This window comes from uncultured Parabacteroides sp. (genome assembly GCF_947855115.1).
Taxonomy (GTDB): Bacteria; Bacteroidota; Bacteroidia; order Bacteroidales; family Tannerellaceae; genus Parabacteroides.
Window position 1 is genome coordinate 189,674 of sequence record NZ_CANTZW010000001.1, and the last position, 22,912, is coordinate 212,585.

Here is a 22,912-nt window from a genome sequence, read left to right on the forward strand (position 1 = left end):
CTATTTAGCTAGATGGTTCAACGCAAAAACATAAGCTCCCAGGGCAATCGAGCGATTAGCGCCTTGTTTGCTTACGGTCACTCCTATTCGTTTACAAGGATCATATACAACCTTGCGATCTGTTCCAGGGATAGATATCCCGACAGCCTCCCCTTTAGCGAACTTCTCGAAACTATCCGCGTCATCCAAAAGATAAGCTTTCATTTGCAACCGTCCGAAACGGGTTCCATCCATCATGCCGGTAGAAGAATTCAATTCTTTCAGCAAGGCCGGAAGGATATATTTGGAAGCTCCGGACAGCCCGCCGCCAATCACGATAATGCCATCGATCAAAGTAATAGCGGATGCCAACGCATCCCCCGCCATTTCCCCTAATTCCGAGAAAGCGGCGATAGCAGCCTCCCGGTTACCCGGACGAATACCTTCCGCGATCTCAAAGATCTCTTTCGGGGTATGCGCCCCCGTATCACCGGATCGTTCCGCATATACCCGCACGACCGCACGTATACTGACACTCTCCTCTACGATATATTCCGGATATTTCTTGTTACGAAGGCACCAGACATCTCCTCCCGCAGCGTTATCGCCAAGCAAAAGCTCTTGATTGATAACAACCCCGGCTCCAAAACCGGTACCCAAGGTGACACCCAGCAAATTCTTATATTGTTTCGTGCTTCCCGCTTCCCGTAAACGACGGTTGATCTCCGGAAGGACTCCGGTCAACGCTTCTCCATAAGCGAATAAATTCCCATCGTTATTGATAAATACCGGTATCCCGAATATAGCCTCCAAAAACGGGCCCAACGCTACTCCACCCCGAAAAGACGGGAAATTGGGTAAATCACCGATAATGCCGGCTTGATAATCCGCCGGACCGGGAAAAGCGAAACTAATAGCGACCGGCGCTTCCGGCAAGCATGCCTGAATTGCCTTAAACCCCTCTATCAAATTGCCTAAACACATATCTAAACAATCCGCACATGCCGGAAGAACTACCGGATCTACTATTTCCTTACCACCCTGAATGGCCGAGAAAACGAAATTTGTTCCTCCGGCATCCAGCGTCATTACGATTCGATCATCATTTGTGTACATATCTTATTTCTTCTTATTGCCTAAATCTTACATACGCTTTTATCGTACCACAATATTTACCTACGGACGATCCGTAAGGACGGATCGTATACTCACCCACGCTAGCCGGTACGATAAAGGTTTCCGCGTAATGAACGATGAATGGCTCGAACGTGTTTGTCGGGCTTTCTACGATCAACTCATCTCCTTTGATCACATTCAACACCTGTACTCCCCCGTTCGTGTTATGGGGCACGATATCCGTGAACCAATGACGACGGGTCTCGATAAACTCATTCTCGTGCAAACCGGTCCGCTCCTCCCGCCATCCGTCTCCCTCGGCGATCATCTCTACCTGGTTGATCAGGTTGTGGCGCACAAATTCGGTTTGCCGTTCCCATTGGATTACTTTTGAACCGTGACCGATATTGATCGGTCGAGGCAAGCCGTCTAATCCCAAGCGCCCCCAATCCCAAAGCTTAAACGTAAAGATACTTGGGGTGGCGCTAATCTCGAGTACCATGGAACCGGCCCCCGAGCAATGTATCGTCCCCGCCGGGATCAGATAATGGTCATGGCGTTTAGCCGGCCACTTATTAACGTATTTCTCGGTATCAAAAGGCTTTCCGGTCTGTTGGGACTCGTTTAGGGCGGCGATCATCTCGTCCGGAATTACGCCGGTTTTCAATCCCAGATAAACGGTAGCGTTCTCCTCGGCATCCAGCAAGTAGTAGCTCTCGTCTTGCGTATAATAGATTCCGAACGTATCCCGGATATATTGGGTGACGGGATGCACTTGCAAACTCAGGTTTCCTCCTCCCATCGTATCCAAGAAATCGAAACGGATCGGGAAATCTTGCCCGAAGCGAGCCTCGACCGGCCCTCCCAGCAAATCCCTTGTCTTATGGAATACCAAATCATTAGCAGGTATCTCGAATAATTCTCCCGCGACTTTCAGGTATAAGCTGTTTTCCTCGGGCACGCAATCAAAGCACCAGCCGAAGTTTGCCTGCTTCTTATCCAGATCACATACCTCTTTCATCCATTGCCCGCCCCAAGGAGCCGGATCAAAGAAAGGAACCACCCGGAATGGTGTATGCGCCGTTTTTTCCAATCCCTCTTTCAAGGTCTCTCCGGAAATCATCTTAGGCGTTCCCGCGATATGGGTATCCAACCAATAATCGACTTTCGGAAGTATCTTCTTCTTCAGATTGTCGCAAACAATCCAATCTACAAAATAGCCTCGTTTATAATGATACGACGGGGCCTCCTCCCGATTCCGTACGCCTAGCCCGTTCACCTCTTTTCTACGGGAGCGCATTTGGATTTCCCAACGAGCCATATCCACGTAGATCAATTTGTCCGGGGCAGGAACGACCTCGGCGGCGGCATGGCCGTAAACGATCGTCCAGCCTTTTCGCTCACACAAAGATTTCCTGCAAGCGGCGACCTTCTCCATATCCAAGAAATCCGTATAAGAGAAATGAGCCCGCCGGCCGAACAAGCGATCATCCGTTAGATAAGGGTGTGTCATCGCTTCTATCTCTTCTACCGGCTTAAAAAAGTCTTGTGTATCGATAAAGCAATCCGGTTGAAGCGCCTTCAACTCACGGGTCAGTTCCTCGTGATAAACACCTTGATAGCATTCTACCACCCAAGTCTGTGATCCACCTGTTTCCGCATAGATCTCTGTCAGTCGGTCTCGTATCGACTCCCAGCCTTTCCATAATATACCGTTCACAACGGTGGCCGGCATTTTATCATAATTACTTTTTCTCATCCCTTTCGATATTATTTAGATTACACACGCTCGTATTTAACTCTTATTCTTCTCTGCCCAATCCCTCAACAACTCGATGGCTTTGGATAGTACTCCGGCCGATCCCTTGAAATTACCAGACCCGCTAGGTACACCGCCCTTACCATACCATTCGTAAAAACCGTTATTCCGGATCACACGGTCGATCATCGGACGAATCTCCTCGTAAGCCTCCTCTATCATCCCGTTAATGGCTAGTTGCTGGATCATCCGGCCACCAAACCAAGTCCAGTCTCCTCCATTTTGATAAACATACGGTTTCGACATCCCGCCCCGGAAAAATCCATCCGGATATACAGGATACAAAGTCAAGCCTATACTCGGCATCCCCGATAAGCGCACGTTCTCTAGCATCTGCGCATTCACGGTACGGATTTCTTCTTCCGACAACAAGCCGGCTTCTATAGCGATAGCCGTCCCGCCATGATAATGGATGGTAAGCTCGTCAAAACCTTCCGGTATCGGGGATTCCTCCGGATAAATATGAGGAATAAATTTCTGCCGTTTCTCATCCCATAAATGAGTCCGTACATTTCTCTTGATTTCATCACGCAGGTTTCTCCAACGGGAGGCTTGCGGAGAATCAGGGGCCATTTCCAACAAATAATCCATGGCGATTATGAACATAGCGTTATCATATACATCGATAGCGGGGTCGGACAGGTCATTCATGTCACATCCGAAATCATCATTGGGTTGCACATCGCCCCAATCCGCTGTCATCGCTCCGTAAAGCAATCCATATTCCTTATTATATCGTTCTCGCATCAAATAATCCACCATAGCGTTCATTCGTTCAAGGACGGTCTTTCCGGCGACTTTCTCATTCAAGATTTCCCGGTCTCCCGTCTTACGAATGTATTTGCCTACGATTTGGATCAGTGAAGACTCTTGGTCTGTCTCTACCGTATTCTTAAAAGCGACATGTCTTGGAGCGGCATCCGAATAATAAGGTGTATCGTCGTACCACGTAAAATCTTCTTTCAGCACATAGCCGTCGATCATCTCGTCGTTCGGCTGCTGGAGGGCGAAAAACAACAGGATCGCTTCCCGTAATTCGCTAGGATTACTCTCCTCGCAAGCGATCTCTATAAATGTATTCATATCACGTGCCCAGATCTGCGAATAACCGCTTCCCGCATTGAAACCGTTACGGATGGTAGCGCGAGCCATACTATCGACCTTACACAAAGTCGTATCAGACAATATCCGGTTGGCTAATCGTTGTTTCTCGGTTAATTCCGTACAAGATAAAAAAGAAACGAAGATAATAGTAACTACAACTAGAATTTTATTCATGGCATTATGTTATGATTTACGTCGGCAAAATTATTTCAATAATCCAGAAAAGAATGCTACATTTGTTCCGATTCACTTGTACAATCTTACGATTCGCTCATCATGGTCAAGATAAAAGAAGGATTTAAGGGGGAACGACTTGTTTCTTTGCCCGAGGAACTACTGGCAAACTATCGAAGGGAACCGCTCATCAGTAATTTATACGTGCGCAAGATCGGTTTCTTTCCACGTGTGAAATATCATTTCCTCCAAAAAGAACAAGGCTGCGATTACGCCATGCTTATCTATTGTACGGAAGGAAAAGGTTGGTATCGTATACTCGGCAAACAATATACCGTAGAGAAATACCAATATATCATCATTCCTCCCGGTATCCCCTACTCATTCGGGGCAGACGAGGAAGATCCATGGACTATTTACTGGTTACACTTCCAAGGTAAACTTCGCGATCAATTCCTGCCGTCGCATCCGGTTCCGGTCACGATCTCGCCCAATGAATATTCCCGCCTGCAAGACCGTCTTCGGCTGTTTGAGGAGATATACAGCAGTTTCTCGATGGGATATATCAAGGAATATATGATTTATTCTTCCATGTGTCTTTATAATTTCCTGGCTTCTTTCGTTTATTTAGAGCAATTCCGCCATATCATGATTCCCTCGCAAAAGGAATATCCGTTCGTGGCACGGGTTATTCATTATATGCGTGAGAACATCCAGCAAAATCTTACCCTGAAAGAACTAGCGTCTTACTTTAAATATTCCCCTTCCCACTTCTCGGCTCTTTTTTTGGGTGATACCGGGGTATCGCCCATGAATTACTTCATACGCCTGAAAATACAAAAAGCTTGCGAATATATAGAGCTCACGAACATGAAGCTGAACGAGATCGCCACGAGCTTGGGATTCGAGGATGCCGCCTATTTCTCCCGCATGTTTACGAAAATAATGGGCTGTTCCCCTTCCGCTTACCGCAAAAAGGAGGCTGAGATATAGAAAACACTTGGATTGCTAGCATTTTTCAAGAGAATAAAATATATTTGTACATTAGATATTTAATTAAAAATAATACCGGTAGTTATTATGATAGACCTAACACAGTTTACTCCTTGGACTCTCTTTACGGATATTGGACTCATCTCAATACTTCTATTAGTTGGCAAACTAATACGGGTAAAAGTAAAATTAATACAGCAATTATTTATCCCACCCAGCCTGATCGCCGGTTTACTGGGATTGGCCTTCGGCCCTAACGGGTTGGGATGGATCCCTTTCTCCAATGACTTGGGTACCTATGCGGCAATCTTGATCGCCTTAGTATTCGGGGCCTTGCCGCTATCATCCCCCAATGTATCCATAAAAGAGGTAGCGCAACGGGTTGGACCAATGTGGGCATACGCGCAAGTAGGTATGTTATTGCAATGGGCATTAATGGGGCTGTTCGGGCTTTATGTAATCAAATGGATCTGGCCGGAACTGCACGACGCTTTCGGCATTATGCTCCCCACGGGATTCTATGGGGGGCATGGTACAGCCGCCGCTATCGGATCGGCATTCGAAGGCTTGGGCTGGGACGAGGCTCGCAGCCTAGGCATGACAACCGCCACGGTGGGTGTCGTTTGTGCCATTATCGGCGGTTTATTAATGGTGAAATGGGCCGCCAGACATAACCAAACCGCTTTTATCTCTGATTTCGATGATCTGCCGGATGAGTTGAGAAGCGGGCTGCTTCCGAAAAATAAAAGGGATTCTATCGGAGAGGCTACCACTTCTTCCATATCCATCGACACGCTTACGTTTCATGTGGCCCTGGTCTTTGTGGTCGCTTTTCTGGGATATATGGCCAGCCAAGGTGTGAAAGCCTATTATCCGGCGCTGGAGCTTCCGGTATTCAGTTGCGCTTTTATCATCGGATTGGCATTGAAGAAAGTTTTCGACATCACACAGATTTCCCGGTATATCTGCCCGCAAACAACCCAAAGGTTGAGTAGCTCTTTCACGGATATGCTAGTAGCTTGTGGGGTCGCATCGATCAAATTGGGGGTAATCGTCAAGTATGCGTTACCACTGCTCGTTTTACTCATCGCAGGTACGGTGATCGTTTGGTGCATCACGTTTTTCCTAGGAAGGAGATTATCCAAGACCTTTTGGTTCGAGCGTACGATCTTCGCCTGGGGTTGGTGGACCGGTACGATGGCCATGGGTATCGCTTTGCTAAGAATCGTAGACCCTAAACTCTCCAGCAAAGCGATGGATGATTACGCGATGGCTTATCTGCCTATCGCCCCGATAGAGATATTACTGATCACTTTCGTCCCGATCCTTTTCGTAAACGGACTGGGAGTCTGGTTGCTACTAGCTTGTTTAGTTCTTTCCTTGCTGATCTTGCTACTGGCATGGAAAATGGGATGGTGGATATCAAAACGGCCTATTTAATATCATACAGATAAGGGATAACATCCCAGAACTTCTGTGGTATTGCCAAAAAAAGTCTCGGCAACGCCACAGGAGATTCCAAGACGTTGTCGAGACTTACGGATAGCATCAAAATATATCTAAACTTATCAAGGGCCTTTCTACTCGCTCTTGATGCTATTTACCGGATTTGCGTTCGCCGCTTTCCAGTTTTGGAAATTCACGGTCAATAGCGTGATTACGGTCACGATCAACAACGCGAGTAAGAATACCCACCAATGAATCGGGGTTTTATAAGCGAAACCTTCAAGCCACATCTTGACACCCTGCCAAGCGATCGGCGCCGCTATCACGAAACAAATGCCTACGATCTTCAAATAGGTCTTATTAAACATCAACAGGATCTCTCCCACCGTAGCTCCATGTACTTTACGGATACCTATTTCCTTACGGCGGTATTGCGTCTCGAACACCACTAAACCAAATACCCCGACCAAAGAGATAATAATCGCCAGCAAACTAAAAACCGTAACCAGATTGCGCAGATTCTCCTCCTTCTGGTAAAGATGATTAAAGATCTCATCATAGAACTCGATATTAAACGGATAAGACGGATCTAATTCTCTCATCGTCTCCTGAATATGATGTACTACGGCATGAATGTCCGATCCGGCTCTCAAACGGATATAAGAGATTGGCAAAGAATAACCAAAGTTTCCGACCAAGAAAGCGATATTATCCTCCCCGCCACGAAGCGAGGTGAATTTCACATCGTCGGAGAAACCGATAAGATGACCGGAAGAATAGCTATCGAACGCGTCGCCGACTTCCATATCCAGCCCCTCCTTCGCCGTACGGTTGAATATATAAGACACATGATCCGAAAGCTCGTCTGCCTTCGAGAAGTCTCTCCCTTCTATGACAGGAATCCCCATCACCCGCAAGAAATTGGAAGATGCTATAATTATGAAATATTGAAAGTCCTTACCCTTATAACTACCGCCATTCGTGTTATACCCGTCCTTAGAACCTACTTTCTCCATAGCGAAAGCTACATCCTCGATACCCGGATTCTCTTTCAAGCGATTCACATACGTATCGTGATGCTTATCATACATCGTCTCGCTCAGCTCCACGATGGCTATCTGATCCTTATCGAAGCCCAAAGAGAAATTCCGCATATAACTATTCTGGATTTGTACAAAGGAGGCCCCGATAATCAATATGATCGAAACAACGAACTGGATACAAATCAACGTCGCACGTAGCTTACGCCCGGAAGGAGATAATCCGAAGCTGCCCTTCAGTACCAAGGCCGGAGGAAAAGAAGTGATATAATAAGCAGGATAAATACCCGCCAACCAACCGATAACCAATGCTACAATACCACATAAGAGAATGATCGGAAGATTTGAGACCAAGCTCAAATCGGCCTCGATAAAGGGTAACACTTCCGCCCAATCCAATCCCCAAACGATAACGAGACTTACCAGCCACGCTATAAAACTAATAAGGGCCGCCTCTATCAATAAAGATCTGCGCAACAAAGTATCCGAGCTACCTAATACCTTCTGCGTATTAATGCTTTTGATTCGCAACGGGGTTAAAGAAGTACTAAAGTTCGTGAAGTTAATGGCCGCGACAATGACGATCAAGAGAGCTATACCGAACAATAAGGCCGTGACCTCCTTGTTCCCGCTCCGGAATGTACCACCGTCTTGCGTCTCATTCATATAATAAATATCTGTCAGCGGAACGAGCCGGATCTGTTCTCCTTCATGGTAAATCTTCTTGAAATCAAAATGACGGTTGAAATTATCGGCAACCTCATCTGCCATGGCAGGATTATCAAGCAATAAATAACAGACAAAGTTACTCGACCCAAAGTTATTGATATTATAATCCGGATCGATTGCCGTATAGACCACGTTCCGAAGCTGCGTGTTCTCCGGGAAATCCTTATAAACCGCGCCTATCGTAAGGAGTCCAGCCGATTTAGTCCAGATATGTTCTTCCGCTCGCAACGTCTTACCCACCGCGGAGGTGCCTTCCCCAAACAACTTGTCAGCCAAGCTTCGGGGCACCATTACTTTCTCAGGATCTTTCAAGCAATCGATATCGCCTTCCACGATCGGGAACGCAAATATTTTCGGCAAACTAGCGTGGCAGGTTGTCACGATTTCCTTAAATCCAAACGGTTGCCCGTTTCTATCCACCGAGAGATAAATCCCATCCTGGCCAAAAGAAGGTGTCAACAAAGTACCCGCCTCGATATGCGGGGAAGATTGGATGACAGCCTCCACGAAGGCACGGGGTAATATGGTCCCGAAAGTACCCGGAATGGTCAAGTCTACCCTAAAAATCCGTTCGGAAGTAGGATGGCAACGGTCGAAAGTCCGCTCAAAATTAACCTGTATCAAGATCACGCTAAAGGCTGCGAAAGCAACCGCAAGACCGGCTACGTTCAACGCGGTCGCCATTTTAAACCGCCTCAACACACTTAGAAAGTTACGGATAATCGTCTTCATGTTAATATAGTTTCATTTATTACTCCGTTTTAATACTATCCACCGGGTTCGCGTTTGCCGCACGCCAGTTCTGGAAAGTTACCGTAATCATCGTTATCAAGGAGACTATTAATAGAGCGACCGCGAATATCCACCAATAAATAGGAGTCTTATAAGCAAAACCCTCTAACCATTTCCGCACGCCATAATAAGCCAAGGGAGCCGCTATGACAAAGCAGACGCAGACAATACGGAAATAAATCTTATTGAACATAACCAGTATCTCATTAACCGTGGCCCCAAATACCTTACGCAGGCCGATCTCTTTCCGGCGATATTGAGTCTCGAATATAACAAGGCCGAATATACCGACAATAGAGATAATCACGGCCAACAGGCTGAACAACAAAATCATCGTACTTAAATTCCGCTCCTGATGATACAAATGATCGAAAATCCCGTCATAAAACTCCACCTCACAAGGATACGTGGGGTCCAGAAGCGCCACCGTCTTACGGATATGGTCTACCACCCCCATGATATCGCTTCCAGCCTTCACCCGAATAAACGAATAAAACAACAGACGAGGCTCGTTGATCACAAAGCCTAATTCGGAAACGCTCCGCCGCAAGGAAGTAAATTTGACATCATCTACAAACCCGATAACGGAACCAACGGCCGATTCCTCCCCTAGCCACGGTATCCGCATGATACCGTTCGGCTCCATGTTCCATTTATCCCGCATTTGTTTATTGAATATATAACTATAGCTCTTACCTTTCTCGTCAGACTCGGTAGGCATTCGCCCTCCGATCAACGGAATCCCCATTACCTTGAAGAAATTCCAAGAAACGGACAGAGACGTGAAGCCCACGTTCTGCTCTTTATACATGCCTGCCCATGTACGGTAGCCATCTTCGGAACCGAACTTCTCGGAACAGAACGCGACATCCTCTATCCCTGGGTACTCTTTCAGCCCACTCACATAACTATCCTTATGGTCGAGCAAAATATTCCGGTTCAACTCCACGACCACGACCTGATCTTTGTCGAAACCCAAAGAATACCTTTGCATAAATCTATTTTGCTGCCGGACAAACATGGCCGATATAATCAATACGATAGAAACGACAAACTGAAAGCCGATCAACGCCGTACGCAATTTCTTCCCAGAGGAAGAAAGCCCGAAAGAACCCTTCAGCACCACTGCCGGAGGAAAAGATGTCATATACCAAGAAGGATAGATACCCGCAATAAAACCGATCACAACAGACAACGCAGCCAGACCTCCCACCAAACCGGGATAAGCGGTCAATGCCGTATCTGCCTGCACGAAATACAACCATTCCATATGTCCCAATCCCCAAACGATAAACAAGGAACAAAGGAAAGCCAGCAAACTGATCCCCACGGCCTCGAACAACAGGGAAGCACGCAATATGCCAACGGAGCTTCCCAGTACCTTTTGCGTATTGATGCTCTTGATACGCAAAGGAGCCAAAGAGGTACTGAAGTTCGTAAAATTGATACCCGCCACGATAATCACCAGCAAGGCGATCAAGGTCAGTAAACGAGTTTTCTCCGCGCTACCGCTTCTCACCAAGCTTCCGCTGGAATCCTCATTCATATAATAAATATCGGTCAACGGAACGAGTACGGCGTGTACACCCCTCGTCACATCGTCATATAGTTTCGAATAGTCGAAATGGGCATCAAAATTCTCCGCCACTTCCTCCGGAGAGGCCGAAGGGTCTAGCATCACATAACAGAAATAATTGTTATTCGTCCAATTCGTCAACGCATAATCCGGAGACATCTCCGTATAAATCACGTTCCTCAACTGTGTATTTTCCGGGAAATCCTCATAAACGCCCCCTACGACCAAATATTTCACGCCCGGCTTCGTCCAAATCTCACCATCGGGTACAATCTGTTTTCCTATAGCCGATTCCTCTCCAAATAACCGGCGGGCCATACTTTCCGGGAGCAAGGCTTTTTCCGGGTCCGACAGGCAGGAAGATTCCCCTTCACGCATCGTAAACTGAAACATCCGGGTGATCTCCGGATGACAGGTTACGATCATCTCCTTGAATCCTTGCTTCCCGTCTTTCCCCGTCACGGTCACATACATTTCCCCGACATAAGGATTCACCAAAGTACCGGCCTCGATATGCGGGGAGGAATGGATAAACGACTCTATTAACGGACGGCTATGGATCAGGCTCGTCCCATCCGGGAAAGCAAGTCCCATCCGGTAAATACGGGCCGAGTTCGGATGACAACGATCGAAGTTACGCTCAAAGCTCACTTGCATCATGATAATCAAAAACGCCGCGAAAGCGACCGCTAATCCCGCCACGTTCAAAAAGGTAGCGACCTTGAAACGTACCAACACATTGATAAAATTACGTATAATTGTCTTCATAATCTATTCATTTTTTATACTATGTACCGGATTCTCATTCGCCGCACGCCAATTCTGGAAAGTGACGGTAAATATCGTGATCAACGCGATGATCATAAAAGCGATCAAATACACCCACCAATACATAGGGGTCTTATAAGCGAAATTTTCAAGCCAGCGATATACCGCGTAACCGGCGACCGGCGCCCCCAAAACAAAACAAACACATAAGATCCGTATGTACGTCTTGTTGAACATCACGATAATCTCTCCGGTGGTAGATCCCAGTACCTTACGGATACCGATCTCTTTCTTCCGGTACTCACTGTCGAACACGACCAAACCGAACACTCCCACTACAGATATAAAAATCGCTACCAAGCTAAACAGGGTAATCAAGGAACTGAGGTTCCTCTCCTTCTCATAAAGCCCGTTCAATACCTCATCGAAGAAACGGACATCAAACGGATATTCCGGATCGAACGATTGAAGGGTAGCCCGGACGTGCCGCATAGCCTCATGTAAGTCTGATCCGTCCTTTACCTTTATATAAGCGTAATTAGGTTGGCTTCCCCAATAAACATCGGTACCCCATACGAAAAAGGCCATAGGCGTCACTTCCGTACGGAAAGAGGCAAATTTTATATCCGGCATGAAACCGACGATCTCCATGCTATCCACCAAAGCACCCAGTTCCAATCCGTATTCCGTACGGGCCCGCTCGTTAAAAATAAGCGAGCCATGACGTTTCGCCTTATCTTCTTCCCGGAAGCCACGCCCCTCGGTGATCTCCACGTTCATTACCCTCAGAAAAGAAGGATCGACGGGAAGGCATTGGAACTGTATATTCTTATCCCGGTAATCGCGCCCCCATCCCATATACTGATCCTGGCTGGAAAGAAGCGGCTCCGCGAAAGTGACCTCCTCTATGCCTGAAAACGATTTCACTTGGCTGGCGAAAGCATCCATGCTCTTCCAGATCTTACCGTTCATATTCGTAACAATCACCTCGTCCTTAGCATAGCCCAGGGGCGTGTTCTGCATATAATAATTCTGCAAGTACATGAAAATAGCGCCGATGATCAACCCGAAAGAAGCGACATACTGCACTCCTATCAATACATTACGCAATTGACGGCCCTTCGGAGACAAGCCAAAACTACCTTTCAAAACTAAGGCCGGCGAGAAAGAAGTCATATAATACGCCGGATATATCCCCGCGAGAAGCCCGGTCCCTATCGAGATAAGAGCCGTAATCAAAGCCAACCCGACATGCATCGACAACGAGATATCGGCATTTATCAATGAGGCGATCTCCGTTTTACCGGCGATATAAACCAATAGCAACCCTAACAAATAAGAGATTATACTTATTAGTATCGCTTCCGAAATCAAAGCGAGACGGATCACAGACTCTTCTCCTCCCAATACCTTTTGCGTATTGATGCTCTTGATACGCATCGGGGCAAGCGCCGTACTGAAATTCGTGAAATTAATCCCGGCGATTATCACGATCACGATCGCTATGCCAAACAACACCATCAAGGTTTGCTTGCTAGCTTTCGGGGTCTGGTCATATTTTACATCTGTCGTATAATGGACATCCGGCAACGGGTTGATACGAAAAACGATCTCCGATTCTCCCAAAGAAGAACCACTCTCCTTCAGGCTTGACTCAAAATGCTCCTTGAAATTCTCGAACAACCCCTCTGCATTCTCCGGATTGTCCAAACGGATATAACAAACATAATTCCAATTGTCCCAGATCTGAGCGTTTTCCTTCGGGTCCATCTTCCGGTAGATACAATTCCGCACGGACGAGTTCCGCGGATAATCCTTATACACCCCACCTACCGTCAGATGACCGCCGTTCTCGAATTGCAGCCGCTTACCTACAGCCGATTGATTTCCAAACAACTTACGGGCCATGCTCCGCGGCAATAAAACAACGTCCGGCTCTTGCAAAGCCTCCGGGTTTCCCTCCTGGAACTTGAAGTCAAACACCTTCGTAAATTCAGGATAAACACTTATACATTGTTCCTTGAAAGTTCTCCGTACACCATTCTCTTCTACCGAGAAAAACAAATCGCCTCCCCAAGGATTCACCAAGGTACCGGCTGTGATATGAGGTGAGGAACGGATAAAAGCATCGGCCAACGGGCGGCAGATAACCGCCAGCCTGCCATCCTCAAACATAGTTTCCACCCGAAATATAGATTCCGTATCCGTATATCCACGGTCAAAATTCCGGTCATAATCAACCTGCGTCATGATCAGGATAAAAGCGGCGAAGGCCACGGATAATCCTAATACATTCAGGAGCGTCGCCATTTTGAAACGGCGCAACACACTCAATAAGTTCCTCAAAATAGTTTTCATTCGTATATCTTATTTTATCTGTTACATCACTCGTTTTTGACACTACGGACAGGATTCTCGTTGGCTATATTCCACGATTTCAGAATCACGCATCCCCAGATGATCGCCAGTACCAGCAAGGCCGTAGCCACGAAAATAAGGACTGTCAACGGTATCTTATCCGCGAATTGCCTCAACCAGCTCTCTCCCACGACCCGCGAGGCGACCACCCCTAAAAGGATAGCCGGGAAAGCCGTAACCAGTACATCTTTAGATAAAAGGCGTAGAATACTCATGGCTGTCGCTCCATTTACCTTGCGAATGGCGATCTCTTTACTTCTACGGTGCATCTCGTCCGTAATATACCCCAGCAATCCCATCAAGGTGATCAGCAAGATAGCGATAGAGGCCACAAAGACACCGTCGCGGAAACGACGGGTTCCCTCATATTGAGACTCTATAACCGTTTTCAACACCGTGAAACCGACATCCTCGTTTGGAAACAGTTCCGCTATCTTATCATTCATCTCCCGCAAGCGTTCCGAGGTCAGCCCGGAGACACGAACCGTAAAGTCGCAATAGCTCATCCGGTCGCAACCAAACATGATTACCGGTAGCTGAGGCGTGAAGAAGGAAGTCACCATGAAATCGCCGGTGACACCCACGATCTTTCCTTTCAGGTTACCCTCGTCGTCATAAATATACTTGCCAATCGCGCCATCGGTCCACCCGCGTTTATCGACGAACGACTCATTCACCAAAATATCGCCCTCGCCTTTCAGAGGTTGCCCCTCGAGCAAACGGATCTTCATCAGAGAGATATAATCGGCGTTATAGTTTACCTGCCGGGCCGTGAACAACCAGTTTTTCTCATTATCCATAACCGGGAAACCACCATAACCGCTCACGATATCTGCCGATGAAAGCCCCGTGGCCGTAACATAAGATAGCTTCTTGAACTCGGAGGTAAGCTTGGCTATCTTCTGATCGTCCATATTCCCTAAAGAGGCATATACCACATTCTCCGGATCATATCCCAAATCCTTATTCATTAACCGGTTATATTGCAATAACACGATCACCAACAAGGTAATGACAAACGTGATTCCCCCGAACTGGATAAAGAGCAGCCCTCGCTTCCATCCCTGCTTGCCCGAGGTGGATACCCGGAATACCTGGGTAACCGGGATAACGCTCAGCAAACGGGCCGGCAACAAGGCAGACAAAATGAATATAACCAAGATCATGGACGCAGGAAGCCATATGGTCTGCGTGTTCAACAAAGTGCCCAAAGTAGTGACAGCCGCCATCTCCGCCACATGTTCACGGAACGCGAATAAAAGCAACGCCATGCACGCAAGAGCCACGATGAACAAAGCCGCCGTCTCAAACAAGAACATATTGAAAATGTCCTTGCCGGAAGCTCCGCTACATTTGTGTATCCCTACGGATTTCGCCCGGATCGGCAGAGAAGACACCGAGTTCAAGACGTAGTTCATCGCAGCCACGAACAACAACGCGAAAGCCAGTACGCTCATGATTACCACCATCCGCTTGACCTCGGAGCTTTGCGTATATACCTCCGAGACCGGCTTGATATAAAGCTCCATGTCGAACCCCTGTTTCCTCTCTCTTTCTACATCTATATATTTAGGCAATAAAGCCGGTATTTTCCGATTGACTTGTTCCGGAACCACACCCGGCTCAAGACGGATATAGCCCAGATAGCTATCGTCGGCCCCCCAACCGGCATAAGCGCCGAACTGGGTTTTCATATTGATGAAAGAGGCGACAGCGTCAAAACGCAAATGGCTGTTTTCCGGTATGTCACGGAATATCCCGGCTACCGTATAAGGATAATTCTTTCCGTACAACAATTGCTTCCCGATCGGATCTTCCTCGCCAAATATACGCTTGGCCATTTTTTCCGATAAGAAAACCTGATCCTCGATTCCCAGCAAACGATCATCCCCTCTTAAGACCTCGATTCCCATCGTACGGAAAAAAAGGGAATCCGCCATCATCAAGTTGGGTTTAAACCGATCTTCCCCATGATATAACACGGCGCCATACCTTCTCCGGCAAACCGTGGCGTAGCGTACCTCGGGAAACTCTTGCCGCAAAGCCTCGGGGATCGGGGCAAATATGATACGAGACCCATCTTCCTCTCCCGCCTTTTCATCGCTGTATCGCACATGCACGCTATACAGATCTTCCACCTGATCAAAGAACGTATCGAAACTTAATTCAAAAGCGACTCTGGCGAACAGGATCAACCCCACTCCAAGCCCAAGCGTGAGAGATAATATCTTGATCACGTTTCCTCCCCGGCCTCGAAGTAAATAACGAATTGTATAATATAGCTGTCTCATTGATTCCTATTTTATGTTGAGTAGAAAGCTAACCGACCTTCACAGGCCGATTAACTTTATAAAAACTTTGTGTGCATGTGTCTATATCATGTTGATTAAATAAATTCGCTTACGGAAGAAACGACACTACCGTCGAACAGGTTGATCACGCGGTGGGCGAAGCCCGCGTCGTGCTTGGAGTGCGTCACCATCACGATCGTTGTTCCTTCCTTATTCAACTCTGTCAACAACTGCATTACCTCGGCTCCGTTCTTGGAATCCAAGTTACCCGTCGGCTCATCGGCCAAGATGATCTTCGGGTTGGAGACTACCGCGCGGGCGATCGCCACACGTTGTTGCTGACCTCCGGAGAGCTGCTGGGGGAAGTGAGCCGCACGATGGCTGATATTCATTCGTTTCAAGATATCCGTGACCATCTGCTTACGCTCGGATGCCTTGATCTTTAAATAAGTCAACGGCAGCTCTACGTTCTCATAAACGTTCAGCTCGTCTATCAAATTGAAACTCTGGAACACGAAACCGATGTTTCCCTTGCGGACTTGCGTGCGCTCTTTCTCCTTCAAGTGCCCTACCTCTTGGCCGCCCAGGTAATAATTTCCCTCGGAAGGGTTATCCAGCAAACCCAGGATATTCAACAACGTAGACTTACCGCAGCCGGAAGGCCCCATGACCGCTACAAACTCACCGTCTTTTACCTCCAAGGAAACTTTGTTCAACGCAATTGTCTCAACCTCTTCCGTACGGAAAAACTTACTTAAACCTTCGATCTTAATCATGATTGTATTTGTTTTAATTGTTATCAGACTATCTTATTTGCCATATCTAGTTCAAATAGTATGCCAAACTTATTAAATACTTAATTATCAAGAAAGTACTATTCCAGTTTCCGAAACCGACTGTCCAATTATTTGACAGTAGTGTACAAAATTTAGACACTATCACCCTATATCCAGACAAAAGAAACACCTCTCGCCCCAAGGCCAAGAGGTGTTATCGTACCCTCCCAAAGGCACGGCTATGCCACTACGATGGCACAACTATGCCATTACGGTGGCACGCCTTTGCCACGGCGGTGGCATAGCTGTGCCACAATGATGGCACTAGATTGGCACTATAAGTCATTGTAAAATAACCTTATACATCGCATAGACGGATACACTTCTCCAACGAGGCGATCTTGTCCTCCTGGCGGGGCACAAACTCCTGACCGACAAATCCCTTATACCCCGTTTCCATAAGCGCCTTGATGATAGCCGGATAATAAAGTTCCTGTGTCTCGTCGATCTCCGCACGCCCCGGGCTACCTCCGGTATGGACATGAGAGAAATACTGATTATATTTCCGGATATTCTCGATGATATTCCCCTCCATGATCTGCATGTGGTAGATATCATACAGCAGCTTAAAATTCGGGGAACCGATACGGCGGCAAAGCTCCACGCCCCAAACCGTATGGTCGCACAGGTAATCCTTATGGCCGACACTGTTCAAAAGTTCCATCGTCAAGACAACCTTGTGTTTCTCCGCCAACGGAATAAGGCGCCTCAACCCCTTCTCGCAATTCTCCCAGCCTTGCAGGTCTGTTACGCCATTACGCCTGCCGGAGAAGCAGATCAGGTTCGTCAGCCCGGCATCTGCCACCATCGGGATCACCTTCTCATAACTGGCGACCAGCTCGTCATGCAAGTCCGGATCATTGAACCCCCGGTCTATCCCAAGCCCGGCTCCTTGCGCCATCGCCACGGTCAGGCCGTGTCTTTGCACGACCGGCCAGTCTGCCGGGTCTAGCAGCTCGACGGATTCAATCCCTATATGCTTGCAGATCTCACAGAACTCGTCCAGGTCATAATCGCCGAAACACCATTTACTCACGGAATGACGGACATTCCCTTTCAAAGGTTCCTTCGCGGCGGCAGCAGCCTCGAAACTGGTAGTAGCCAACGCTACGCCTCCCGCCAAAAAAGTCTTAATAGCTGTTCTTCTCGAAATGTTTTCCATGTATTCAAAATTGATCGTTAATAGAAGACAAATATAGCGAAAATCAGATATAATGTCTCGCGGAGGCGATAAAACCAGAACAATTACCGCCCGGGCCTATTAATCAAAAACAACCTATTCATAGGATAAAAGCACTTGTTTATTGATAAAATAGTCCGCACTAAGGAAAAACACTCTATTTTTGCTCTAGAAATCAAGCTCGAACAAGGTAATGAGAGCGACACATATCCGGGGAAAACTCGTATAAACACGAATGATTCATATGAAAAAGGATAAAAGGGAACGATACCTATATTTAATAGAAAACTTAATCTATCTAATTATCTGGATATTCATCCTGGGTACTCCTGTATGGGGAGAATACAAGTACGCGGAGAACGGCATAAATTGGTACAAGATCGCGCAGATATGGCTAACGACAAGTCCGATCCTTATCATTTTCATCATCAATAATTACTTGCTGCTTCCGTTCTTGCTGATCCGGAAAAAGGCCAAGGCTTATTTATTTTTCACTTGCTGCCTTATCCTCTCGCTCGTCTTATTGAACGTAGCCCAGCCCGTAAACCGAGGGCCCGGCCCCAAGGCCATGAACCGCCCGCCCATATCGTCGCAAGAACCTCGTGCCCCCAGGCCCGGGACTCATGCCCAAGACATGCCTCATCTACAAGAGAGGCCCCCGCATGTACCCGGAGAGTTTCCTCGCAAGCCTTCGCAGGAACCGCCCTTGATCTTCATCCCCATATTACCTATACCTATCTTCTTATCGCCTATGGTAATAGCCATCTTCGTGATCGGCCTAAACATCGGGATCAAGTTTCTATTCAAGTCGATCCGCGACGATCAACGCCTGAAGGAACTGGAAAAGCATAACCTGCAAACAGAATTGGAATATCTAAAGCATCAGATCAACCCGCATTTTTTCATGAATACGTTGAACAATATCCATGCCTTGATCGACCTCGACTCGGAGAAAGCGAAAGATACGGTATTGGAGCTTTCCAAGATGATGCGGTACATACTATACGAGGCCGCCAGCCCGTCCGTACCCTTATCCAAGGAAATACAATTCCTGAATAACTACATTGAATTGATGAAGTTAAGGTATACGAACCAAATCGAGATCCTTGTCTCTATACCTAAAGACATCCCGAACGTACTAATCCCCCCTCTCCTGTTCATATCGTTCGTAGAGAATGCCTTCAAGCACGGGGTCAGTTACCAGCACAGCTCCTTCATCCATATCTCCATGGATATAGAGGCTAATAAGCTCAGATACCTAGTAAGTAACAGCAATTTCGAGAATGCCGCCAAACAACGCCAAGGCATCGGCCTGGAGAACGTACGCAAACGGCTCGATTTATTGTACGAGCACAACTATACGCTCGATATACAATGTAAAGAAAATGAATATCATGTATTACTTCTAATCCCCTTGCAAATATGATACGATGTATAGCTATCGATGACGAACCTCTGGCTCTTGCCCAAATCGTAGGATATATCGGCAAAGTGGCCTTCCTGGAGTTGATAAAGGGATGTTCCAGCGCCATGGAAGCCCTGGAAATCGTCAACAAGGAAAAAACAGACTTGATATTCGTCGATATTAACATGCCGGATCTCAACGGCATGGATTTCGTGAAATCCTTAAGCCATAAGCCCATGATCATTTTCACCACCGCCTATTCCGAGTACGCGGTAGAAGGTTTCCGCGTGGAGGCCCTTGATTACTTGCTCAAGCCTTTCGGGTTTAACGATTTCCTGAGATCAGCGAATAAGGCGCTCCGGCAAAGTGAATTATTATCCCCGAAACCAGGGTCTAGCACGGAAATCGCGACCGGCGAGAACGAGCATCTATACGTAAAAGCCGACTACAAGATGATCCGCTTGGATATCGATAAGATTATCTACGCGGAAAGTAAAAGCGAGTATGTCCGCATCTATCTGGAGAACGAGAAACCGATCATGACACTACTCAGCATGAAGATATTGGAGGAACGACTGCCGATGGATAAATTCATGCGTGTACACCGTTCTTTTTTAGTCAACACCTCAAAGATAACAGCGATCGCCAATAACCGGATCATCATAGGCAAAGATGTTTACATTCCGATAGGAAACCAGTTCAAGGAGAAATTTAACAACTATATCGACAAACATTTCCTCGGGAAAATGTAAAACACTATTTTTGTATCCGCAATTCGCTTTACATGGAAAACACATCGAGTACAAGACGGTTTATTTATCTGATCTTATTCCTCATGCTAGGATGTACCCCGGCCATATATGGTATGGAGGGAGCGGGTGTGTATTTCAAGGCGAGCTTATGCGGAAAAATCTACAAACACTTATCTTTCCTCGTAGAAGAGGATATACGTCCGAGAGACGATTTCAAGGAAGCGGAATGGTTCCTTACCACCGTTGAGGTAAACTATAAGTTCAACAAATATCTGCTGGCGGGAAGCGGGTATATGTCTTTAGTGCGGTACAAGGCTTCCGACGAGCTACGAAACCGGTATTATTTCTACGCTACCGGGACCTACTCGACCGGACGTTTCACCTTCTCCGTGCGGGAACGTTTCCAAAGCACCTACAAGGCGCACGCGGAACATCCCAAGAGCTATCTACGCTCGATGCTGACCCTTTCCTACAAGATCGGAAAGAGCGGCTTCTCTCCTTTTGCCTATACCGAGGTTTTCAACGACACGAGAAATAAGATGCGATCCGATAAGATCCGTTTCTCCGCGGGGAGTAATTACCGGCTAAACCCGAATAACAGCCTACAGCTTTATTACCGCTATCATATATTTAATGTAGACGACCCCGTGAACTACCGCCACGCGATCGGTATCTGCTACACGCATCGTTTTTAACGGGAATTTTCGTATCTTCGCGCCCCGAGTGCTTGATAAACCTCGTTAAAAACAAGAAGACATGCAAAAAACAATCACAGTACCTTTCATGCTGCTAGGTATACTCTTTAATATATGCCTTGTAGCGTCTAATCTCTTAGAGACAAAAGTAGTGCAAGTAGGCGGCATAACGGCTACCGCAGGTCTGATCGTATTCCCGATCTCGTATATAATCAATGATTGCATAGCCGAGGTATGGGGATTCAAGAAGGCACGGCTAATTATCTGGAGTGGTTTCGCCTCTAATTTCCTGGTGATCGCCTTCGCGCAATTGGCGGTATTATTACCGGCAGCCCCGTTCTGGGAAGGCGAGGAAGGTTTCAACTTCGTATTCGGGATGGCCCCGCGCATAGCGGTCGCCAGTTTGATAGCCTTTCTAGCCGGCTCTTTCCTGAACGCCTATGTGATGAGCAAGATGAAAATCGCCTCCAACGGAAAGAATTTCTCGTTACGGGCGATCGTATCGACCCTTATCGGCGAGAGCGCGGACTCCATGCTCTTTTTCCCGATCGCTTTCGCGGGGCTGGTCCCTGTCGGGGAGTTATTTATCATGATCGGTACGCAGGCGATACTTAAATCCTTGTACGAGGTAATCATCCTTCCCGTCACCATCCGTGTCGTAAAATACATCAAGAAAGTAGACGGGAACGATGTATATGACCTTGAGACCTCGTATAATATCCTAAAGATAAAAGACATCTGACTCGCCACCTAGAAATCAATGTTCTCGGTCAGCTCCGTCCATCCGGTCACGTTAAAGCTTCCGGGATTCGTCTCCTCCAGCAAGACATCGCCGATCGTCGCTTTCAAGGTCAAGCGAGTACCCGGAGATAAAGTATTCTGCAGATTCTGCCGGTAGGTCTGCGTTCTCCCATTAGCCATTGTTATCACCAAGGTAACAGGAGGATTGGGAGCGGATGGGAATAACATCACCGTTGAATTGGTACTCAACGTATTCCCATCGGAGGATAAGGAAAGAGGGAAGCTTATCGTCTTCGAGAAATCGCTGGCCTCGCCCGTATAATAATTCAAGGCATAGGCGATATTACCGACCTGTACATCCACACTCGTGATATTCGGGTCGATACTTCCGTTCCTGCCGGACAATGTAACCTTCAACCCGGCGGTTACCCTATGCAGCAAGGTTCCCATCGTATCCACTCCGATACTGATCGATTGCTTCGCATAGACATAATCGTATACCGGGCCATACGTGGTATCCATCTGATTCGGATAGAGCTTGAAGTATTGGTCTTTCAGATCCTCGTCTAGGATATAGACAGGCCCGTCGACACGAGATCCCGGATAAGCAGGATCAGAGGTTTCATTTTGCACGACTCCCCAATAAATAAAATCATAAGTCCCGGAGGGTAAACGAACGGGGTTCGAGGCAGGCAAGACGTGTCCTTTACCTACCGTATACAAGGCATGGATAGAGGTACGCACGCCCGACGGGTTGTAATTCCCAAAGTAAATAGAAGAATTCTTCTCGCAAGGAGCCACCCCCAACGCTCCCGTAAAAGGTGTTTCCGACACAATGTTGGCCAACCGGAATTCCGGTGTGATAAGTTCTCTGGCCTCACGCTCGAGTTCCTCATCTTTAGAGCAACTCCCAAATAAACCGACTCCCAATAACACTATAAGTACAATCTTTTTCATAACTAAATCAATATTATATTCATTTGCCCTTATTAAACAAGACAGTATTGATTTAGTTCGATTCTGAAAAGTTAAAAAAATTCACTTAAATAGATACAGCG

Annotated in this window: 16 protein-coding genes; 6 read left to right on the forward strand and 10 right to left on the reverse strand. The window is 47.0% G+C overall.

All coding sequences use genetic code 11. The annotated features are described in order from the left end of the window. The 3 genes from Q0110_RS00760 to Q0110_RS00770 are packed head-to-tail and all read right to left on the reverse strand — an operon-like array spanning position 1 to position 4,192. Entirely contained in the window at positions 1–1,095 is a 1,095-nt protein-coding gene (locus Q0110_RS00760) for an ROK family protein (RefSeq protein WP_297900828.1), read from the reverse strand. A gap of 13 nt (positions 1,096–1,108) precedes the next feature. After that, a complete protein-coding gene (locus Q0110_RS00765; RefSeq protein WP_297900831.1) occupies positions 1,109–2,854 on the reverse strand; it encodes a class I mannose-6-phosphate isomerase in 1,746 nt (581 codons plus the stop codon). Positions 2,855–2,890: 36 nt separating this feature from the next. Then, on the reverse strand, positions 2,891–4,192 hold the full coding sequence (locus Q0110_RS00770; RefSeq protein ID WP_297900834.1) for a hypothetical protein: 1,302 nt from the start codon (positions 4,190–4,192) through the stop codon (positions 2,891–2,893). Positions 4,193–4,294: 102 nt separating this feature from the next. On the opposite strand from Q0110_RS00770, the gene Q0110_RS00775 reads away from it, so the two are divergent. Both Q0110_RS00775 and Q0110_RS00780 read left to right on the forward strand, forming a co-directional pair. Next, complete coding sequence (locus Q0110_RS00775) at positions 4,295–5,185, forward strand: AraC family transcriptional regulator (RefSeq protein ID WP_297900837.1); 891 nt, start codon at positions 4,295–4,297, stop codon at positions 5,183–5,185. A gap of 87 nt (positions 5,186–5,272) precedes the next feature. Then, positions 5,273–6,625: a sodium/glutamate symporter gene (locus Q0110_RS00780; protein ID WP_297900840.1), complete on the forward strand. Its 1,353-nt coding sequence runs from the start codon at positions 5,273–5,275 to the stop codon at positions 6,623–6,625. 140 nt (positions 6,626–6,765) lie between these two features. Here Q0110_RS00780 and Q0110_RS00785 read toward each other — a convergent pair whose 3' ends face one another. From Q0110_RS00785 to Q0110_RS00810, 6 genes are all read right to left on the reverse strand, one after another. Further along, positions 6,766–9,132: an ABC transporter permease gene (locus Q0110_RS00785; protein WP_297900843.1), complete on the reverse strand. Its 2,367-nt coding sequence runs from the start codon at positions 9,130–9,132 to the stop codon at positions 6,766–6,768. A gap of 19 nt (positions 9,133–9,151) precedes the next feature. Continuing rightward, positions 9,152–11,536, reverse strand: coding sequence for an ABC transporter permease (locus Q0110_RS00790; RefSeq protein WP_297900847.1), 2,385 nt, complete (start codon positions 11,534–11,536; stop codon positions 9,152–9,154). Between the two features lie 3 nt (positions 11,537–11,539). Then, on the reverse strand, positions 11,540–13,894 hold the full coding sequence (locus tag Q0110_RS00795; RefSeq protein WP_297900850.1) for an ABC transporter permease: 2,355 nt from the start codon (positions 13,892–13,894) through the stop codon (positions 11,540–11,542). Positions 13,895–13,920: 26 nt separating this feature from the next. After that, positions 13,921–16,245: an FtsX-like permease family protein gene (locus tag Q0110_RS00800; RefSeq protein WP_297900853.1), complete on the reverse strand. Its 2,325-nt coding sequence runs from the start codon at positions 16,243–16,245 to the stop codon at positions 13,921–13,923. A gap of 95 nt (positions 16,246–16,340) precedes the next feature. Further along, positions 16,341–17,021 carry an ABC transporter ATP-binding protein gene (locus tag Q0110_RS00805; RefSeq protein ID WP_297900856.1) on the reverse strand — a complete coding sequence of 227 codons (681 nt, stop codon included), beginning with the start codon at positions 17,019–17,021 and terminating at the stop codon, positions 16,341–16,343. 358 nt (positions 17,022–17,379) lie between these two features. Then, on the reverse strand, positions 17,380–18,243 hold the full coding sequence (locus Q0110_RS00810) for a TIM barrel protein (RefSeq protein WP_297900859.1): 864 nt from the start codon (positions 18,241–18,243) through the stop codon (positions 17,380–17,382). 262 nt (positions 18,244–18,505) lie between these two features. Between Q0110_RS00810 and Q0110_RS00815 the strand changes: the two genes are divergently transcribed. The 4 genes from Q0110_RS00815 to Q0110_RS00830 all read left to right on the forward strand — a co-directional run bounded on the left by Q0110_RS00815 (position 18,506) and on the right by Q0110_RS00830 (position 21,855). After that, a complete protein-coding gene (locus Q0110_RS00815) occupies positions 18,506–19,687 on the forward strand; it encodes a histidine kinase (protein ID WP_297900862.1) in 1,182 nt (393 codons plus the stop codon). Beyond that, complete coding sequence (locus Q0110_RS00820) at positions 19,684–20,418, forward strand: LytTR family DNA-binding domain-containing protein (RefSeq protein ID WP_297900866.1); 735 nt, start codon at positions 19,684–19,686, stop codon at positions 20,416–20,418. The genes Q0110_RS00815 and Q0110_RS00820 overlap by 4 nt, the downstream gene beginning before the upstream one ends. Before the next feature lie 32 nt (positions 20,419–20,450). After that, positions 20,451–21,113: a DUF2490 domain-containing protein gene (locus Q0110_RS00825; RefSeq protein ID WP_297900869.1), complete on the forward strand. Its 663-nt coding sequence runs from the start codon at positions 20,451–20,453 to the stop codon at positions 21,111–21,113. Positions 21,114–21,174: 61 nt separating this feature from the next. Next, positions 21,175–21,855 carry a queuosine precursor transporter gene (locus Q0110_RS00830; RefSeq protein ID WP_297900873.1) on the forward strand — a complete coding sequence of 227 codons (681 nt, stop codon included), beginning with the start codon at positions 21,175–21,177 and terminating at the stop codon, positions 21,853–21,855. An 8-nt stretch (positions 21,856–21,863) separates the two neighbouring features. On the opposite strand, the gene Q0110_RS00835 is transcribed toward Q0110_RS00830, so the two are convergent. Beyond that, entirely contained in the window at positions 21,864–22,811 is a 948-nt protein-coding gene (locus tag Q0110_RS00835; RefSeq protein WP_297900876.1) for a FimB/Mfa2 family fimbrial subunit, read from the reverse strand. Between the last annotated feature and the right edge of the window lie 101 nt (positions 22,812–22,912).

What these genes read in the sequence shown, in the direction of transcription:
- Q0110_RS00805 (WP_297900856.1), bottom strand. Translation starts at nt 17,021, where the DNA reads ATGATTAAGATCGAAGGTTTAAGTAAGTTTTTCCGTACGGAAGAGGTT.
- Q0110_RS00830 (WP_297900873.1), top strand. Translation starts at nt 21,175, where the DNA reads ATGCAAAAAACAATCACAGTACCTTTCATGCTGCTAGGTATACTCTTT.
- Q0110_RS00765 (WP_297900831.1), bottom strand. Translation starts at nt 2,854, where the DNA reads ATGAGAAAAAGTAATTATGATAAAATGCCGGCCACCGTTGTGAACGGT.
- Q0110_RS00760 (WP_297900828.1), bottom strand. Translation starts at nt 1,095, where the DNA reads ATGTACACAAATGATGATCGAATCGTAATGACGCTGGATGCCGGAGGA.
- Q0110_RS00775 (WP_297900837.1), top strand. Translation starts at nt 4,295, where the DNA reads ATGGTCAAGATAAAAGAAGGATTTAAGGGGGAACGACTTGTTTCTTTG.
- Q0110_RS00810 (WP_297900859.1), bottom strand. Translation starts at nt 18,243, where the DNA reads ATGGAAAACATTTCGAGAAGAACAGCTATTAAGACTTTTTTGGCGGGA.
- Q0110_RS00835 (WP_297900876.1), bottom strand. Translation starts at nt 22,811, where the DNA reads ATGAAAAAGATTGTACTTATAGTGTTATTGGGAGTCGGTTTATTTGGG.
- Q0110_RS00790 (WP_297900847.1), bottom strand. Translation starts at nt 11,536, where the DNA reads ATGAAGACAATTATACGTAATTTTATCAATGTGTTGGTACGTTTCAAG.
- Q0110_RS00780 (WP_297900840.1), top strand. Translation starts at nt 5,273, where the DNA reads ATGATAGACCTAACACAGTTTACTCCTTGGACTCTCTTTACGGATATT.
- Q0110_RS00795 (WP_297900850.1), bottom strand. Translation starts at nt 13,894, where the DNA reads ATGAAAACTATTTTGAGGAACTTATTGAGTGTGTTGCGCCGTTTCAAA.
- Q0110_RS00815 (WP_297900862.1), top strand. Translation starts at nt 18,506, where the DNA reads ATGAAAAAGGATAAAAGGGAACGATACCTATATTTAATAGAAAACTTA.
- Q0110_RS00770 (WP_297900834.1), bottom strand. Translation starts at nt 4,192, where the DNA reads ATGAATAAAATTCTAGTTGTAGTTACTATTATCTTCGTTTCTTTTTTA.
- Q0110_RS00825 (WP_297900869.1), top strand. Translation starts at nt 20,451, where the DNA reads ATGGAAAACACATCGAGTACAAGACGGTTTATTTATCTGATCTTATTC.
- Q0110_RS00785 (WP_297900843.1), bottom strand. Translation starts at nt 9,132, where the DNA reads ATGAAGACGATTATCCGTAACTTTCTAAGTGTGTTGAGGCGGTTTAAA.
- Q0110_RS00820 (WP_297900866.1), top strand. Translation starts at nt 19,684, where the DNA reads ATGATACGATGTATAGCTATCGATGACGAACCTCTGGCTCTTGCCCAA.
- Q0110_RS00800 (WP_297900853.1), bottom strand. Translation starts at nt 16,245, where the DNA reads ATGAGACAGCTATATTATACAATTCGTTATTTACTTCGAGGCCGGGGA.